Here is a 15,013-nt window from a genome sequence, read left to right as displayed (position 1 = left end):
GCTAAGATTTTTTATATATCTTGTATTTTAGATAAGCATTTGCACTCATTAGGAGGGCTGCTATTAGGACTAGCCAATAGTAAGGCTTATCTTTTATATATTGGTAGATGGTTAGAATATATAAGAGGCTAGCTGAAGCTAGGCTTGTCATAAATTCTAATCTTTGAAAATTTTTCATAAATATCTTAGATAGTTTGATCAAGTGTCTTCCAAGAAAGAAGGGCACATTTTACTCTTTGTGGCATATTTTGGATGTTCTTGAAGGCCACAGCATCCTCTAGAAGTTCTAATTCTTCATCGCTCACTTCTTCTCTTTTTATCATCCTTATGTAGATATCAGCGAGCCTTTTTGCCTCTTCTTTGGTTTTGCCAACAATTATATCACACATTACACTTGTTGCAGCCTGGCTGATGGCACAACCATCGCCAGTGAAAGCTGCATCTTTTATTACATCTCCATCCATCTTTAGTTGAAGGACGATTTCATCTCCACAAGAAGGATTGTGGCCTGGCTCTTTGATATCTGCGTCAGGCAAATCGTGTTTGTTAGCTTGATTTCTTGAATGATCTAGTATTATTTGACTGTAAATTTCTTCCATGTTCATTATAAGCCCATCACCTTTCTAACATTTTTAAGTTCTTTCGCAAAAATCTCTGCCTCTTCTTTGGTATTATAGATAGAAAATGACGCCCTTGCAGTTGCAGATATTCCCAAGTATCCATGAAGGGGCATAGCACAGTGATGTCCGCTTCTAACAGCAATCCCCTTACTATCGAGGATTGTTGCTATATCATGAGGATGTATGTCTGTAAAGGCAAAAGAAATTACTGAACCTGCCCTTCCATTTTTTGGATAAAATATTTTGATATTAGAAATATCCTTTATCAAATCGTAGGCATAAGAAGTTAATTCATGCTCGTAGGCAAGTATCTCATCCATTCCTATTTTTTCTACATAGTCTATGGCAGCCCTAAGACCAAGGACTCCTCCAACATTTGGAGTTCCAGCCTCAAATTTTAGAGGTGCTTGTTCAAAGCTTGATTCTTGTTCATAAACATATTCTATCATATCTCCACCATAGTTAAAAGGCTCGAGGTCTTCTAGAAGTTCGTATTTTCCATACAAAACTCCTATGCCCATAGGTGAAAACATCTTATGGCCTGAAAAAGCGAGAAAGTCGCAGTCAATATCCCTAACATTTGTTTTTACATGAGGGATTAGCTGGGCACCGTCTACTATTGATATGGCTCCCACTTCATGGGCCCATTTTGTGATTAGTTTTGAGTCGATCAACTCTCCTGTAACATTGCTTGCTCCAGTTACAGAAACTATCTTTGTTTTGTCAGTGATTTTACTTTTTAAGTCATCATAGTCTAAGCTATAATCGTCTTTTAGATAAGCATAGACTAGCCTTGCCCCAGTTTTTTTGGCTACCATTTGCCAAGGAACTAGGTTAGCATGGTGGTCTAGGATGGTTATTAGGATTTCGTCATCTTTCTTTAGCTTATTTAAGCCATAAGAGTAGGCTAAAAGGTTAAGAGATTCTGTTGTAGATCTTGTAAAAACAATCTCTCTTGCGCTTTTTGCTCCAATAAAGTTTTTTACCACTTCCCTAGTCTCTTCGTAGGCTTCTGTAGCCTTCCAGCTAAGATAATGTGCTCCCCTATGAGGATTTGCATTTGAGTATCTATAATACTGATCTACTGCATCAATTACGCAAGTAGGCTTTTGGCTTGTAGCTCCTGTATCCAGATAAATAACCTTCTTTCCCACCTTTTCGCTATCAAGGTAGGGAAAGTCGGCTCTAATTTTTTCTACATCTATCATAGTTTACGCCTTGTATTCATTTGGTGAACTTTTTCTCTAATCCTATTTCTCAAAGTTTCGTCTTCTATTTCATCAATAGCAGGTGCGAAATTGGCTTCAAGCATCATAGCTTCTGCTTGTTTTTTGCTAAAGCCACGACTCATGATGTAAAATAGCATACCTTTGTTAAGTCTACCAACACTTGCTGCATGCTTTCCAGCAACTTCCCTTTCTTCGTTTAGAAGGATTGGCGCAGATTTGTTGATAACTTCATCAGATAGCATCATTGAATAATCACCGATTTTTCCATCTGCCTTAGTACAACCCCTTCTTAGGTCGACTATACCCTTGAAGTTTTTCTCTGCCTTATCCTTCAAGGCTCCATTAAACATACATTCTGAATCAGTTTCATTGCCAAAATGTTCATTTGTAGCTAATAGGTCTAGGAAGTCTTTTCCTTGCTTGAAGTAAATTCCCTTCTGGATGACCTTTGACTTGGCTCCCTTTAGGATATTGTCTATATTTACTAGGGACTTGCCAGCTCCAACTTCTATATAAGTTATATCAAGAACTGCTCCTTCTTCCAAGTAAGTTCCTATGGAGTTTAGATTAGTTGCCTTTTCAGACATATTGGTAACTACTACTAGTTTCACATAAGAATTAGCGTGAAGCTTTGCCCTTATCCTAGAATTTAGAAAAATATGATCTGACCTATCATCAAAAATACTTACGAGGAAAGATGATTGACTTTCTTCTTGAGCATTAATGTCGATATTTGAAACTAGAATATTTTTATCCTTATTTAATTCAAGATTTATAAATTCTGTTTCTCTTTTTCCTATCACATCAAAATCTAGGGAAGAATTTCTAAAGTCTTTATTTTCTTTTTCTATTTTCTCTGAAATACCTAGCTTATGGCCCTCAAAGGCTTTTTCTACTTCACAAAGGCCAGCTTCTTTTTCACTAGGGTTAAGTTCATCTTCTATTTTTTCTATCTTAACTTTTGATTCTCTTAAATAATTTAATCCGAGACTTGCCCAAGTAGGCATTCTCATTTCGTTTATTCTTGCCATCAGCCGTTTGCTCCTTCCAATTCCATATCTATAAGATGGTTCATCTCTACAGCATATTCTAGTGGAAGCTCTCTAGAAATTGGCTCAGCAAAACCCCTAACAATCATTGATTTAGCTTCTTCTTCTGGTATTCCCCTAGTCATTAGATAGAAGATTTGGCTTTGGTCGATTGAACCTATTTTAGCTTCGTGACCACAGTCTACATCGTCATTTCTAATATCTAGAACTGGAATTGTATCTGACTGAGATTCTTCTGAAATCATTAGGTTTTCACAATCTACTGTCGATCTTGCTCCCTTAGCTTTTTTCTTAATTTGAACAAGAGATCTGGTCATAGACTTGCCATTACCTGCTGTGATTGACTTAGTTAGAGCTGTTGAGTAGGTATTTGGTGCAAGGTGAATCATTGAGCAACCATTATCTATATATTGACCATTGGATGCAAAGGTAATTCCTGTATATTCCGCACTAGCTCCTTCTCCTACAAGAACACTTGTTGGATAAAGCATGGAAACCTTAGAACCGAAGGAACCTGATACCCAAATAACCTTGCCACCTTCTTGGACTATAGCCCTTTTGGTGTTTAAGTTATACATATTTCTTGACCAGTTTTCTATAGTTGAAAATCTTACTTCAGCATTTTTTCCGACAAAGATTTCTACAGAACCTGCGTGGAGGTTAACCACATTGTATCTTGGGGCAGAACAACCTTCTATAAAGTGAACCTTGGCATTATCTTCTGCTATAATCATGGTGTGCTCGAATTGCCCAGCTCCTGGTGCATTGAGCCTGTAGTAGGATTGAAGAGGAATATCGACTTCAACACCTTCTGGAACATAAATCAAAGATCCACCGCTCCATACAGCACCATGAAGGGCTGCGTACTTGTGGAGGGTTGGTGGAATTGCCTTTTGGAAGTAGGCTTTTACTATATCCTCATGTTCTCTTACAGCAGAGGAGAAATCCATAAAGATAACCCCTTGATCTGATAGGTGTTTTTGGATAGAGTGATAAACTTCCTCACTATCGTATTGGGCACCAACTCCAGCCAAGGATTCTTGTTCTGCTTGTGGAATACCAAGTCTATCAAAGGTATCTCTTATATCATCTGGAAGGGCCTCCCAGTTAGACTTTTTATCAGACTTTGGCTTAACATAAGTTGTAATATCAGCCATATTAAGCTCTGATAGGTCTGGGCCCCAGGAAGGATTGTCGATTTTTTCAAAAAGTTCTAGAGATTTAAGCCTTCTTCTTCTCATCCAATCAGGCTCATTCTTCTTTGTCGAAATCTCATTAACTATATCGGCATTAATCCCCTTTTCAGTTATATCTGCATATTCAAATTCATTAAAGAAGTCATAGTATCCTCGATCTAGCTCCTTTAGTTGATCTTCAATATTAATTTCTTTCATCTTAAACCCACTCGTATCCTTCTTGTTCAATCTTATCCATTAGCTTATCATCGCCTGTTTCTTGGATTTTACCATCTTTAAGGATATGAACATAATCAGCCTTGATATTAGCAAGAAGCTCCCTATGGTGGGTTATAATAATTACAGCATTATCCTTATTTAGGAAGTCTTTGATACCTTCACTAACAATTCTTACAGCGTCAACGTCAAGACCTGAGTCTGTTTCGTCAAGTAGGGCAAGCTTAGGATTGAGCATTTTCATTTGTAGGATTTCTGATTTCTTTCTTTCACCACCAGAAAAACCAACATTAACATATCTTGAAGCATAATCTTCAGAAAGCTTTAGCTCCTTCATCTCTTTGGCTAGTTCTTTATTAAAGGCAAGAACTGATGGCTTCTTTCCTTCTTTTTGCTCCTTAGAAATCCTTAGAAAATCGTTAAGCTTAACGCCTGGAATTTCGTTAGGATATTGGAAAGACATAAAAATACCACGTCTTGCTCTCTTATCTACTGATTCATCTGTAATATCTTCGCCTTCAAAGAAAATCTTTCCTTCTGTAACTTGATAAACCGGATTTGCCATAATAGAATTCATAAGGGTTGACTTGCCTGAGCCGTTTGATCCCATGACAACGTGAACTTCACCCTTATTAATCTCTAGATCTATACCATCCAAAATCTTCTTATCTCCAACTGAAACATGAAGATTTTCTATCTTTAATAAATTAGTCATCGCTACCTCTTCTTATAATATTTTAAAAAATCTATTTAAAGTATACTCTTTTACTAGGAATTATCAATTAACTCCTCTAAACAATTTACCCTAAAACAAGCTAAAAATAAACATAAACAGCTAAAATTTCATATAGAATCAGAATAAAAAAACGAGCTAAGTAAATAGTTCGTTTTATGAGCAAAATATATAATCATCAATAATCGCTAAGTCTATTCTCAACTAAGTCGACGAGAGTATTTACAGCTTCATCTTCAGCTTGGCCGTCAGCCCTTATAATTATCTCATCGCCTTTAGAAGCACTCATGCTAAGAACTGACATGATAGATTTTGCATTATAACTCCTACCAGTTTTTTCTACTGTGATATCACATGGGAACTTAACGGCTTGTCTGATAAAAATAGATGCTGGTCTTGCATGTAAACCTATTTCATTAGAAAGTGTTACTTTTTGTTCGTACATAGGTACCTCCTTTTCTATAATCTACCTATATGGTACTCTGTTTTCTCTGAAAGTGCAAACGTTTTTTTGTCTCTTTATTAATAATTTTTTTTAAATTTTTATTTTTATTAATTAAATCTTGAATCAATTAGCATGTAACGTAAAATTTGCTTAGAAAAAGTGGCTAGAGCTATCCCCGCCACTTGACATTATTCTTCTCTTTCGGAAAATTCTTTCAATTTTCCTAAAGCTTGATTTTCTATTTGTCTAATTCTCTCTCTTGATAGGTCATAGATTTTTCCTATTTCCTCTAGGGTCTTTGGTTTTTCGTTATCAAGACCATACCTGTAGATGATTATTTGTTTTTCCCTATCTGTAAGTTGGTCTAGGGCCTTTAAGAGGAAGTTTTCCATATCCTTTTCAAGTATTAGCATATCGACTGGAGTTGATTCATCTCCAACCATATCCATAAGCTCATCGCCTGTCGAATCTTCACTATCCAAATTGATATTTAGAGAAGTAGAGTTTACTTGATTTCTATTTATGAGGAAGAGATCGTCTGCTTGTTTCTTATCTATCCCTTCATTTTCCAAAATCCTATACAACTCTTCATCACTTGCTTCTGGATTTGCCTTTAAGATTTGCTTTAATTTATTTAATTTAAGATATTTGCCAGCAGGTATCCTTATAGTATGGCCTTCCTTGTTGATAGCCTTTCTTATGGCCTTATCAATCCACTTGTAGGCATAGGTTGTGAATTTATAACCAAGGGAGAGGTCAAACTTTTCTGCAGCACGAATCATCCCAAGCATACCTGATTGGACCAAGTCTTCGAGGTCTAGGTCATTGCCATGAGATCTAAAGAAATATGATGCCCTACTTCTAACTAGACCCTGGTTTTTTTCAACAAGGGCTGCTAGGGCGTTTTGATTGCCTATTTGAAATTGCTCTACAATCTGCTCATTTGTAAGGTCTGATAATTTCATCATATCACGACGACTTATAGGAGTAATTGCACTGCCAGCTGATTTATTTGCTCTTGCGATGAATTCGTCGTCGTCTTCGTCTTCATCGTCAACATCATCAGTTATTATATCAATTATCTCTTCTTTTTCTTCTTCTGATAAACCTTCAAGAACTGAGCAAATTTCTTCTTCGGTCAAGTCCTCCGAGTTTAGATACTCTTTTAATCTCTCTAGGGTTTTTTCATCTTTTAAATTTATTTTATCCATCTTATCACCCATTTGAATTTATTTACCTAATTGTTATCATCCAAGTCTTCTCTTATTTTATCGAGCATATCTGAAACTTTGTCAGATATTGGGAAAGTTTTGAAGTTTTGGTTGAAGTTTTCTTTCCTTTTTCTCTTAATCTTATTTCTTAAAGTATTAAGCTCTGCCCTAAGCTCAAGAGCTGTAACTCTAATTGCTCCCTTGCTTGTAGCCTGTGTTTGAACAGCTCCATCATCTGTTACAACCTTAATATTGTTGTAAGTGTCGATTTTTGCAAGTTGCCTTTCTATGAAGCTGTCGGCTGTTTGAAATCTCTTAGTGAAAACTATCTTCATAGCATATTTTTCTATGACAGTTTCCTTTATCCTATCTAGATTATAAGCATCGAAGACTATGACTATTTCTTCTCCGGATAGAGATTTGTATTCAGCAAGCTCTTCTATCAACTTATCTCTAGCATCTGCTAGATTAACTTTAGATAGTTCTTTTAGCTCGCCCCACTTATTTATAACATTATAGCCATCTATAAAGCTAATATTTCTCTTAGTTAAAGCCATTTTGCCTTAATAACTCATACATGGATATGCCGGCTGCTACAGAGGCATTTAGGCTATTAACCTTACCTAACATCGGTATATTAATAAGCATATCACAATTCTCTCTTACAAGTCTAGAGATACCTTCACCTTCGTTACCAATCACAAGAGTCACCTTGCCTTTAAGGTCCGCCTTAGAAATGTCGCTATCCGCTTCTCCTGCTAGACCATATATCCAAAATCCCATATCCTTTAGGTCTTTGATAGTCCTGGTAAGATTTGTAACTCTGATTACCTTAATGTTGTTTATGGCCCCTGCGCTGGTTTTGTAGACAGTAGATGTTACAGATGCTGATCTTCTTTCTGGAATGATTACCCCATCAAAGCCAAAACTTTCTGCACTTCTTATGATAGCTCCAAGATTGTGGGGATCTTCTATCTTATCTAAGATAATTAGCCTATTAGCATCCTTTACATCATCCATTGTTGCATACTTAAAAGATTCGACCTCTAGCATTACCCCTTGGTGGTTCATATCTATCTTATCAAAAAATCTCTTATCTACAAAGGAAATTTCTATATTTTTTTCTTCTAACTTTTTGATAATAGTATCGACCAATTTAGAATTTTGCTTTTGTATATAGGCCTTATAGATTTTAATATCTGTATCTAGGCTGTCTAGAACAGGTTTTCTTCCATATATCTTATCCATTAGCTAATCTCCCACTTGACACCTTCTCTGGTATCTTTGATAGTAATGCCCATATGAGAAAGCTCGTCTCTTATGGCATCTGCTGTGGCAAAGTCTTTAGCTTTTTTGGCTTCACTTCTTTTTGCTATAAGCTCTTCGATTTTTGCTACATCTACATTATCTTCTTTTTTCTTAGCAAGAAGTCCTAGGGTATCAAACAAGCTCTTGTATAAGTCAAAGGTCTTATTTACAAGGTCTTTGTCAGAATTTTCATCTATTTTTGTATTGATGAACTTAGCTATATCAAATAATACTGTTATGGCATCAGCAGTATTTAGGTCATCGTCCATAACTTCAATAAATTTATTCTTGAAGGAGTCTAGCTCTCTTATAAGATCTTGGTTGATTGTTTGGGATTTTTCAGCTTGGCTTTTTTTCAAGTCTTCTAGCCTAAAATAAGCGTTAGTTAGTCTTTGCAAGGAAGAGTTTGCTTGATTAATTATTTCCTTGGTGAAGTTAATAGGTTGCCTATAATTTGTTGTAAGAAGCCAAAATCTGATAACTGAAAGGTCATATTCCTTCTTTATATCATGAAGGGTGAAAAAATTTCCCAAGGATTTACTCATCTTGCTGCCATCTACTTGAATCATTCCGTTATGCATCCAGTAATTGGCAAATTTCTTACCATTTAGTCCTTCTGATTGGGCGATTTCATTTTCGTGATGAGGAAATTCGAGATCTTCCCCTCCAGCGTGGATGTCTATGGTATCTCCTAAGATTTTCTTACTCATAGTCGAACATTCAATATGCCAACCAGGTCGACCATCTCCCCATGGTGATTTCCAGCTTATTTCGCCTTCCTTCTTGGTTTTCTTCCATAGGGCGAAGTCTACTGGAGATTTTTTCTTGGAGCCATCAGCCCTATCCAGCCTATTGCTTGCTCCATGAATCAAGTCCTCTATGTTTTTACCTGAAAGCTTGCCATAATCGTCTGCCTTAGACACGTCGAAGTAGACATCACCTTCGGATTCATAAGCCATGCCCTTATCAATTAGCCCCTTTACGAAGGCTATTATATCATCCATTACCTCTGTAGCCCTAGGATGGATGGTATTTTCTTCGTCAATATTTAAGTCCTTAGCATCTTCCATGTAGGCAGCTATATATTTATCGGTAACTTCCTTGGTGCTAATGCCTTCTGCTATGGACTTATTAATTATCTTATCATCTACATCTGTAAAGTTTACCACATATTTTACATCGTAACCCCTAAAGTTCATATAACGCCTAAGGGTATCAAAAACTACTAGGGGTCTAGCATTGCCAATGTGCATATAATCATAAACAGTAGGCCCACAGACATACATTTTTATTTTATTTTCATCTATAGGAATGAATTCTTCTTTTTGTCTAGTAAGCGTGTTATGAATTTTCATTAAAAGTTTTCCTTTACGAAATTTAGTCTGTTTTTGATTTTTTCCTTGCCCATTATTATGAAGGCATTAGAAAGTTCTGGTCCATGAACAGAGCCTGTAATAGCTGCCCTTACTGGGAACCATAGGTTTTTGCCCTTTATGCCAGTTTCTTTTTGGATTTTTTTCATTACACTTGTTGCAAATTCTTCATCTATCTCGTCTACTTGGTCGAGATGATTTAGGAAAGAATCTATTAGTTTTTTAGCATCTTCTGTGCTTATAGCTTCAACTGCTTCATCATCCCAAGACATTTGCCTATCATCTATGAAGTAATTCTTTGATAGCTCTGGAGCATCAGAGAATTTGTCTATGGCTGATTGCCAGGTAGCTGCTAGAAGTTTTAATTTATCTTCTGGGTAAGATTCGTCAATAAGACCTGCTTTAATCATAAATGGTTTGATTTTTTCGGCAAGTTCATCAACGGATAAGTCTCTTACATAGTGGCCGTTTACCCAATCAAGTTTTCTCTTATCAAAAACTGCTCCAGTCTTGTTAACTCTATCAAAGTCAAATTGCTCAGCTAATTGTTTCATAGTAAAGATTTCTTCTTCGCTATCTGGTGACCAACCTAGGAGGGCTAGGAAGTTTATTAGGCCTTCTGGCATATAGCCTTCTTCGATGAAGTCTTCTACCATGCCATCTCCGTTTCTTTTTGAGTATTTCTTGTGGTCTTTGTTAAGAACGGTTGGTAGGTGGATATATTCTGGAGCTTGCCAGCCAAAAGCTTCATAGAGATATACGTGTTTTGGTGTTGATGAAACCCACTCATCACCACGAACTACATGGGTTATACCCATCAAGTGATCATCTACAACTACTGCAAAATGGTAGGTTGGGAAGCCATCTCTTTTTATAAGAACTTGATCGTCTTGGTCGTCTGTGTTAAAGGTTATTTTTCCCTTAATCCTATCATTAAAAGTGATATCACGATTTACCGGAAGTTTTAGTCTTACTGTGTGAGGCTCTCCTGCTGCCACTCTTTTTTTAGCTTCTTCTAGAGGAAGAGATCTACAAAGTCCGTCGTATTTTGGTGTAAGACCATCAGCCCTTTGTTGATCACGAACCTTGTCTATTCTTTCTTGAGAGCAGAAGCAATAATAAGCCTTACCCTCTTCTATAAGTTGGTCTATATACTTGTTATAGATGCCTTTCTCTACTCTTTCTGATTGGATATATGGACCACAGTCTCCCCTTTCGGTAACTTCTCCATTCTCATCAAGCATAACGCCTTCATCTATTTCAATGCCTGCCCATTTTAAGGCCTTGAGGAGATTTTCCAAAGCTCCTTCAACAAATCTAGTTCTATCTGTATCTTCAATCCTTAAAAGCATATCGCCACCAGTGTGTCTTGCATATAGGTAGTTGAACAAGGCTGTTCTTAGACCACCTATGTGAAGGTAACCTGTTGGTGATGGTGCAAATCTTACTCTAACATTTCCCATTTTCTTCTCCTTCTTAATTTATTACAACAAATTATATATATTCTTATACTATTATATAATAAATCGATAATTTTTTTAAGCGAAATATAAATTAGATAAACAAAGGGGCTGTTGCAAAATTATGAATAATCATCGTCCCATCATTAGAAGGTTCTCTTAGGAAATTTTTAGTGGTGCCTGCCGGCTGATGGAGGCAAAATTTCCGTGGAGGTTCTTCTAATGATATTGGGACGATTTATTCATTCTGCAACTGCCCCTCCTCTGGCTTAACTCACCTTATTATATCAAGATGTACTACAAAAAGCAAGATTGTCAAGGACTTTTTTGGAAATTCTTGCCTATAATAAAGTAAAAGGAAGCCTCCAAGGACTCCCAATCAAATATCTTATTAACCTTATATCTTTTTAGTTGAATATATAAAAGAACTTACACTTTCCTATTTATACATATCGAGTTCTTCTAAAAGCTCATCAATTTGATCTATAATAGAGCCTATAAAGGCTATAGCTTCTTCTAGGGCGTGGGTGTTTGTCATATCAACACCAGCCTCCTTAGCTAATTCTATTGGCCCTTTTGATCCACCGAGTTTTAGGACTTCTATCCATCTTTTCCTATCTTCGTCATCTCCATTAACAATTTTATCAGAAATTATAGTTCCTATAGTAAGACCTGCAGAATAGGTGTATGGGTAAAGACCCATATAATAGTGAGGTTGTCTCATCCAAGTAAGCTCACTTCCCTCATCAAGTTTCACAGAGTCTTTCCAGAATTTTTCCAAGTTTTCTTTAAAAATTCTATTAAAATCAGCTGCTCCTAGGCTTTCTCCTCTTTCTACTGCCCTATAGACATCTCTTTGGAAGCTTGCTTCTAGGAAATGAGTTACAAAATTGTGATAGTAGGTCTTACCAATCATAGTTGATAGAACCCATAATTTTTCCCTCTTATCCTTGGCCTTCTTTAGGAGATATCTTTCCATAGTTATCTCGTTTGCTGTTGATGGAGCTTCTACAAAATACATGCTCATATTTGAAACTAAGGCTTCTTGATTAGAGTTTGAATATATTCCCTGGCAAGCGTGGCCCAATTCATGAGCAAGGGTCATTACTTGGCTCATAGCATTGTTGTAGCAGGTCATTATATAAGGATGGGACTTGTAAGGGCTAGCACAAAAAGCTCCTGTCCTCTTGCCTGTGTTTTGAGCATAGTCTATCCATCTATCGGCAAAGGCCTTATCAAGATAAGATACATACTCATCTCCTAGTGGAGAAAGTCCATCTAGGATATATTCACGAGCCTTGTCTATATCAACTTCAAGCTCATAGGAAGGGTCAATTCCAAGTTTTAGGTCTGCATAGGTCATCTCTTCAAGACCATAGTGTCTTTTGATGATTTGTGCATACTTTCTCATATGAGGAGCAAGTTTTTCCATTATTGTATCTAGTTGCTTTTCATAGATTTCGAAATCCACATCTTGCCTTGCTAGTAAATAATGAAAAACTGATTCGTAGCCACGAATGTCTGCCAATCTTTTTTCTGTAGTAACTTGGTTGTTATAGACAGAGGCATCGGCATTTTCATATTTTCTTAATACATCATGGTATCTTTTAAAGGCTTCACGCCTTAAATCTGTTCTTGGGTCAGCTTCTAAGTATTCTTCAAAAGTATTGTGGTCTAGGATTATTTCTTCACCTTGATATTGGAAATTCTCAAAGGCCATATCCCCATAACGCATATCGTTGTAGTTTTTGTATGGAGCATCAAGGCTTGGCTCTAGACTTGCAAGAAGGGCCTCGGCCTCATCTGTTAGCATATGGGCTTTTTTCTTTTCAATTTTTTCCAAAAAATAAGCAAATTCTGGATAAGCCTTGATAGCTTCCTCCAAGATATTTTTATCTAGCTTGGCAAGGCTTGGCTCGTAGAAAGATAGTTTGCTTGAAATTTTTGATAAATCATTAGTAAAATTAGCATATCTTTTGATAGGTCCCTGGTCGCTGGTATCAACTTCCATGGAAATCCCCGCAAAAGTTCCTAGACAATCTATTATAGCATCTATTTCTGAATAAGCCTTTAGGGACTTGTATAAGTCTTCGAGGCTTTCTATGTTTTTAAAATTATTAGAAAAATCAGAAGCTTTTTGCTTTAGTCCTTCTATTTCTTTGTAGAAGGCCTCATCATTAGCATACATATCCTCAAGCTTCCAAGTTTCTTTAATATCAACTTCACTTCTTTTTTTCATCTTTTCTCCTTAATTTTTAAAATTAAACTCACTATCTTTATTCTACCCAATTACTTATAATCTATCATATCCTTGTCTAAGATTTAATAAAAGTATAATGTAAGAAAATACTAGGAGGAATTATGAGAGAAAGAATAGAAAATTTTGCAAGGCTTGCTGTAGAGTTTGGCGTTAATGTTCAAAAAGGAGAAGATGTCCTAATAGCATCTCCTGTCGAAAGCCCAGAGCTTTGCCGCCTTATCACAAAAGCCGCCTACGAAAAAGGGGCAAGAAATGTCGCAATAGACTGGAAAGATGACGAGCTTACAAGATTAACTTATGAATACCAAGACCAAGAAACCCTTAATGAAGTGGCAGATTGGAAGCTTGCTAAGCTTGACTATCAAATAGCTAAGAAAAAATCAAACAGAATTTCCATCCATGCAGAAGACCCAGACCTTCTAAATGGACTTGATAGTGAGAAAATCTCAGAAGCTATAAGAGAAAATAGCAAAAAAACCAAGGACTATGTAAAATACACCATGAATGATATAGTATCTTGGCTAGTTATTTCAGTACCAACCAAAAAATGGGCAAAGAAAGTCTTCCCAGACCTCACAGAAAAAGAAGCCTATGATAAATTGTGGGAAGTAATTTTAGATGTCTCAAGAGTATCAGAATCTTGGCAAGAAACCAAGGCTAATTGGACAAAACACATTGATAACCTTGATGAGAAGGCAAAATTCCTAAACGACCATCAGTTTGACAAAGTCCACTACAAGGCAAGTAATGGAACAGACCTTTGGGTAAAACTTCCAAAAAATCATATCTGGATGTCAGCAGGATCTACTAACGAAAAAGGCGATAGATTTATACCCAACATGCCAACAGAAGAAGTCTTCACCTCTCCTCAATACGATGGAGTAGACGGAAGGCTCGTAGCAAGCAAACCACTTGTCTATAATGGTGTGGTAATAAACGGTTTTGAGTTTGAGTTTAAGGATGGAAAGGTAATTTCTTTTTCTGCCAAGGAAGGGGAAGATACCCTAAGAGAAATGTTAGATAGCGATGAGGGAAGTAAGTTTTTAGGAGAAATCGCCCTAGTTCCTTACGATTCTCCAATATCAAACTCAAACATCCTCTTCTATAACACCCTCTTTGACGAAAATGCCTCTTGCCACTTCGCCCTAGGTAAGGCTTATCCAACAACCGTAAAAGGAGCAAGTGATTTAGATGATAGCCAAGTAAGATCTCTTGGTCTTAACGATTCCTTAATCCATGAGGACTTCATGGTAGGAACAGAAGACCTAGAAATTACAGGCTACAAGGATGATAAAGAATTTAAGATATTTGAAAAGGGAAACTGGGCCTTTTAGCCAAAACATAAATATATTCTGCCTGTCGATTGTATCGATAGGCCTTTTTTTGTCCACTTATCCTAGATAAGTTACCTTTTATCAGAAAACAAATGAAGCATCCTCCACTTCGGTCTATAATAATCATAGGAGGTGGCGATGAAGGTTGAAATAATTATAGATGAAACAATCGAAGAAACTAAGGTTAAGATTTTCGCCAAAGAATATTCCAAGGAGGTCGAAAACCTAAAGGACCTTCTGGCAGATAGGCTGGTAGATAAAATAGTAGTCTTTAAGAACAAGGAAGTTTATATCATATCTCATGAGGATATCATAAGAATTTATGCCCAAGATAAGAACGTCTTTGTAAAAACAAAGGATGGAACTTTTTCATCAAGGCTAACTATTTATGAGCTAGCTGATAGACTTGATAAGAACAAATTTATCAGAATATCTCGATCTGAGATTGTTAATTTGGATTTTGTAAGAAAACTCGACCTATCCTTTACTGGAACGATAGCTGTCGAGCTTACAAATGGCGATGTTTCTTATGTTTCTAGGAGAAACTTAAAAGAATTTAGGAAGGCCTTGGGCCTATAG

The 15,013-nt window shown here is 36.5% G+C and carries 15 protein-coding genes; 2 read left to right on the top strand and 13 right to left on the bottom strand.

What is annotated here, in order from left to right:
* Nucleotide 1: 1 nt before the first annotated feature.
* The 13 genes from HMPREF0077_RS10755 to pepF all read right to left on the bottom strand — a co-directional run bounded on the left by HMPREF0077_RS10755 (nucleotide 2) and on the right by pepF (nucleotide 13,079).
* Nucleotides 2-178 carry a hypothetical protein gene (locus tag HMPREF0077_RS10755; protein WP_004836657.1) on the bottom strand — a complete coding sequence of 59 codons (177 nt, stop codon included), beginning with the start codon at nucleotides 176-178 and terminating at the stop codon, nucleotides 2-4.
* 7 nt (nucleotides 179-185) lie between these two features.
* A complete protein-coding gene (sufU, locus tag HMPREF0077_RS03870; protein WP_004836656.1) occupies nucleotides 186-605 on the bottom strand; it encodes a Fe-S cluster assembly sulfur transfer protein SufU in 420 nt (139 codons plus the stop codon).
* Entirely contained in the window at nucleotides 605-1,828 is a 1,224-nt protein-coding gene (locus tag HMPREF0077_RS03865; protein WP_004836655.1) for a cysteine desulfurase, read from the bottom strand. The genes sufU and HMPREF0077_RS03865 overlap by 1 nt, the downstream gene beginning before the upstream one ends.
* Nucleotides 1,825-2,880 (bottom strand): SufD family Fe-S cluster assembly protein, encoded by a 1,056-nt coding sequence (locus HMPREF0077_RS03860; protein ID WP_004836654.1) that lies wholly within the window; start codon nucleotides 2,878-2,880, stop codon nucleotides 1,825-1,827. The genes HMPREF0077_RS03865 and HMPREF0077_RS03860 overlap by 4 nt, the downstream gene beginning before the upstream one ends.
* Nucleotides 2,880-4,292: a Fe-S cluster assembly protein SufB gene (sufB, locus tag HMPREF0077_RS03855; RefSeq protein ID WP_004836653.1), complete on the bottom strand. Its 1,413-nt coding sequence runs from the start codon at nucleotides 4,290-4,292 to the stop codon at nucleotides 2,880-2,882. The genes HMPREF0077_RS03860 and sufB overlap by 1 nt, the downstream gene beginning before the upstream one ends.
* 1 nt (nucleotide 4,293) lies before the next feature.
* Entirely contained in the window at nucleotides 4,294-5,025 is a 732-nt protein-coding gene (gene sufC, locus HMPREF0077_RS03850) for a Fe-S cluster assembly ATPase SufC (protein WP_004836652.1), read from the bottom strand.
* Nucleotides 5,026-5,221: 196 nt separating this feature from the next.
* Nucleotides 5,222-5,488 (bottom strand): HPr family phosphocarrier protein, encoded by a 267-nt coding sequence (locus HMPREF0077_RS03845; RefSeq protein ID WP_004836651.1) that lies wholly within the window; start codon nucleotides 5,486-5,488, stop codon nucleotides 5,222-5,224.
* A 188-nt stretch (nucleotides 5,489-5,676) separates the two neighbouring features.
* Nucleotides 5,677-6,711 (bottom strand): sigma-70 family RNA polymerase sigma factor, encoded by a 1,035-nt coding sequence (locus HMPREF0077_RS03840; protein ID WP_004836650.1) that lies wholly within the window; start codon nucleotides 6,709-6,711, stop codon nucleotides 5,677-5,679.
* Between the two features lie 14 nt (nucleotides 6,712-6,725).
* Nucleotides 6,726-7,256: an NYN domain-containing protein gene (locus HMPREF0077_RS03835; RefSeq protein ID WP_004836649.1), complete on the bottom strand. Its 531-nt coding sequence runs from the start codon at nucleotides 7,254-7,256 to the stop codon at nucleotides 6,726-6,728.
* Nucleotides 7,243-7,947 carry a 23S rRNA (guanosine(2251)-2'-O)-methyltransferase RlmB gene (gene rlmB / locus HMPREF0077_RS03830; RefSeq protein ID WP_004836648.1) on the bottom strand — a complete coding sequence of 235 codons (705 nt, stop codon included), beginning with the start codon at nucleotides 7,945-7,947 and terminating at the stop codon, nucleotides 7,243-7,245. The genes HMPREF0077_RS03835 and rlmB overlap by 14 nt, the downstream gene beginning before the upstream one ends.
* Nucleotides 7,947-9,362 carry a cysteine--tRNA ligase gene (gene cysS, locus HMPREF0077_RS03825; protein WP_004836647.1) on the bottom strand — a complete coding sequence of 472 codons (1,416 nt, stop codon included), beginning with the start codon at nucleotides 9,360-9,362 and terminating at the stop codon, nucleotides 7,947-7,949. The genes rlmB and cysS overlap by 1 nt, the downstream gene beginning before the upstream one ends.
* Entirely contained in the window at nucleotides 9,362-10,843 is a 1,482-nt protein-coding gene (gene gltX / locus HMPREF0077_RS03820; protein ID WP_004836646.1) for a glutamate--tRNA ligase, read from the bottom strand. The genes cysS and gltX overlap by 1 nt, the downstream gene beginning before the upstream one ends.
* Before the next feature lie 436 nt (nucleotides 10,844-11,279).
* Complete coding sequence (pepF, locus tag HMPREF0077_RS03815) at nucleotides 11,280-13,079, bottom strand: oligoendopeptidase F (RefSeq protein ID WP_004836645.1); 1,800 nt, start codon at nucleotides 13,077-13,079, stop codon at nucleotides 11,280-11,282.
* Nucleotides 13,080-13,201: 122 nt separating this feature from the next.
* On the opposite strand from pepF, the gene HMPREF0077_RS03810 reads away from it, so the two are divergent.
* Nucleotides 13,202-14,434, top strand: coding sequence for an aminopeptidase (locus HMPREF0077_RS03810; RefSeq protein ID WP_004836644.1), 1,233 nt, complete (start codon nucleotides 13,202-13,204; stop codon nucleotides 14,432-14,434).
* A gap of 138 nt (nucleotides 14,435-14,572) precedes the next feature.
* A complete protein-coding gene (locus tag HMPREF0077_RS03805) occupies nucleotides 14,573-15,013 on the top strand; it encodes a LytTR family DNA-binding domain-containing protein (RefSeq protein ID WP_004836643.1) in 441 nt (146 codons plus the stop codon).

This window comes from Anaerococcus tetradius ATCC 35098, assembly GCF_000159095.1.
Lineage (GTDB): Bacteria > Bacillota > Clostridia > Tissierellales > Peptoniphilaceae > Anaerococcus > Anaerococcus tetradius.
This window is presented reverse-complemented; position numbering and strand designations above follow the sequence as displayed.

What these genes read in the sequence shown, in the direction of transcription:
- HMPREF0077_RS03845 (WP_004836651.1), bottom strand. Translation starts at nt 5,488, where the DNA reads ATGTACGAACAAAAAGTAACACTTTCTAATGAAATAGGTTTACATGCA.
- HMPREF0077_RS03805 (WP_004836643.1), top strand. Translation starts at nt 14,573, where the DNA reads ATGAAGGTTGAAATAATTATAGATGAAACAATCGAAGAAACTAAGGTT.
- HMPREF0077_RS03860 (WP_004836654.1), bottom strand. Translation starts at nt 2,880, where the DNA reads ATGGCAAGAATAAACGAAATGAGAATGCCTACTTGGGCAAGTCTCGGA.
- HMPREF0077_RS03835 (WP_004836649.1), bottom strand. Translation starts at nt 7,256, where the DNA reads ATGGCTTTAACTAAGAGAAATATTAGCTTTATAGATGGCTATAATGTT.
- HMPREF0077_RS03840 (WP_004836650.1), bottom strand. Translation starts at nt 6,711, where the DNA reads ATGGGTGATAAGATGGATAAAATAAATTTAAAAGATGAAAAAACCCTA.
- rlmB (WP_004836648.1), bottom strand. Translation starts at nt 7,947, where the DNA reads ATGGATAAGATATATGGAAGAAAACCTGTTCTAGACAGCCTAGATACA.
- sufC (WP_004836652.1), bottom strand. Translation starts at nt 5,025, where the DNA reads ATGACTAATTTATTAAAGATAGAAAATCTTCATGTTTCAGTTGGAGAT.
- pepF (WP_004836645.1), bottom strand. Translation starts at nt 13,079, where the DNA reads ATGAAAAAAAGAAGTGAAGTTGATATTAAAGAAACTTGGAAGCTTGAG.
- gltX (WP_004836646.1), bottom strand. Translation starts at nt 10,843, where the DNA reads ATGGGAAATGTTAGAGTAAGATTTGCACCATCACCAACAGGTTACCTT.
- HMPREF0077_RS03810 (WP_004836644.1), top strand. Translation starts at nt 13,202, where the DNA reads ATGAGAGAAAGAATAGAAAATTTTGCAAGGCTTGCTGTAGAGTTTGGC.
- cysS (WP_004836647.1), bottom strand. Translation starts at nt 9,362, where the DNA reads ATGAAAATTCATAACACGCTTACTAGACAAAAAGAAGAATTCATTCCT.
- sufB (WP_004836653.1), bottom strand. Translation starts at nt 4,292, where the DNA reads ATGAAAGAAATTAATATTGAAGATCAACTAAAGGAGCTAGATCGAGGA.
- sufU (WP_004836656.1), bottom strand. Translation starts at nt 605, where the DNA reads ATGAACATGGAAGAAATTTACAGTCAAATAATACTAGATCATTCAAGA.
- HMPREF0077_RS10755 (WP_004836657.1), bottom strand. Translation starts at nt 178, where the DNA reads ATGAAAAATTTTCAAAGATTAGAATTTATGACAAGCCTAGCTTCAGCT.
- HMPREF0077_RS03865 (WP_004836655.1), bottom strand. Translation starts at nt 1,828, where the DNA reads ATGATAGATGTAGAAAAAATTAGAGCCGACTTTCCCTACCTTGATAGC.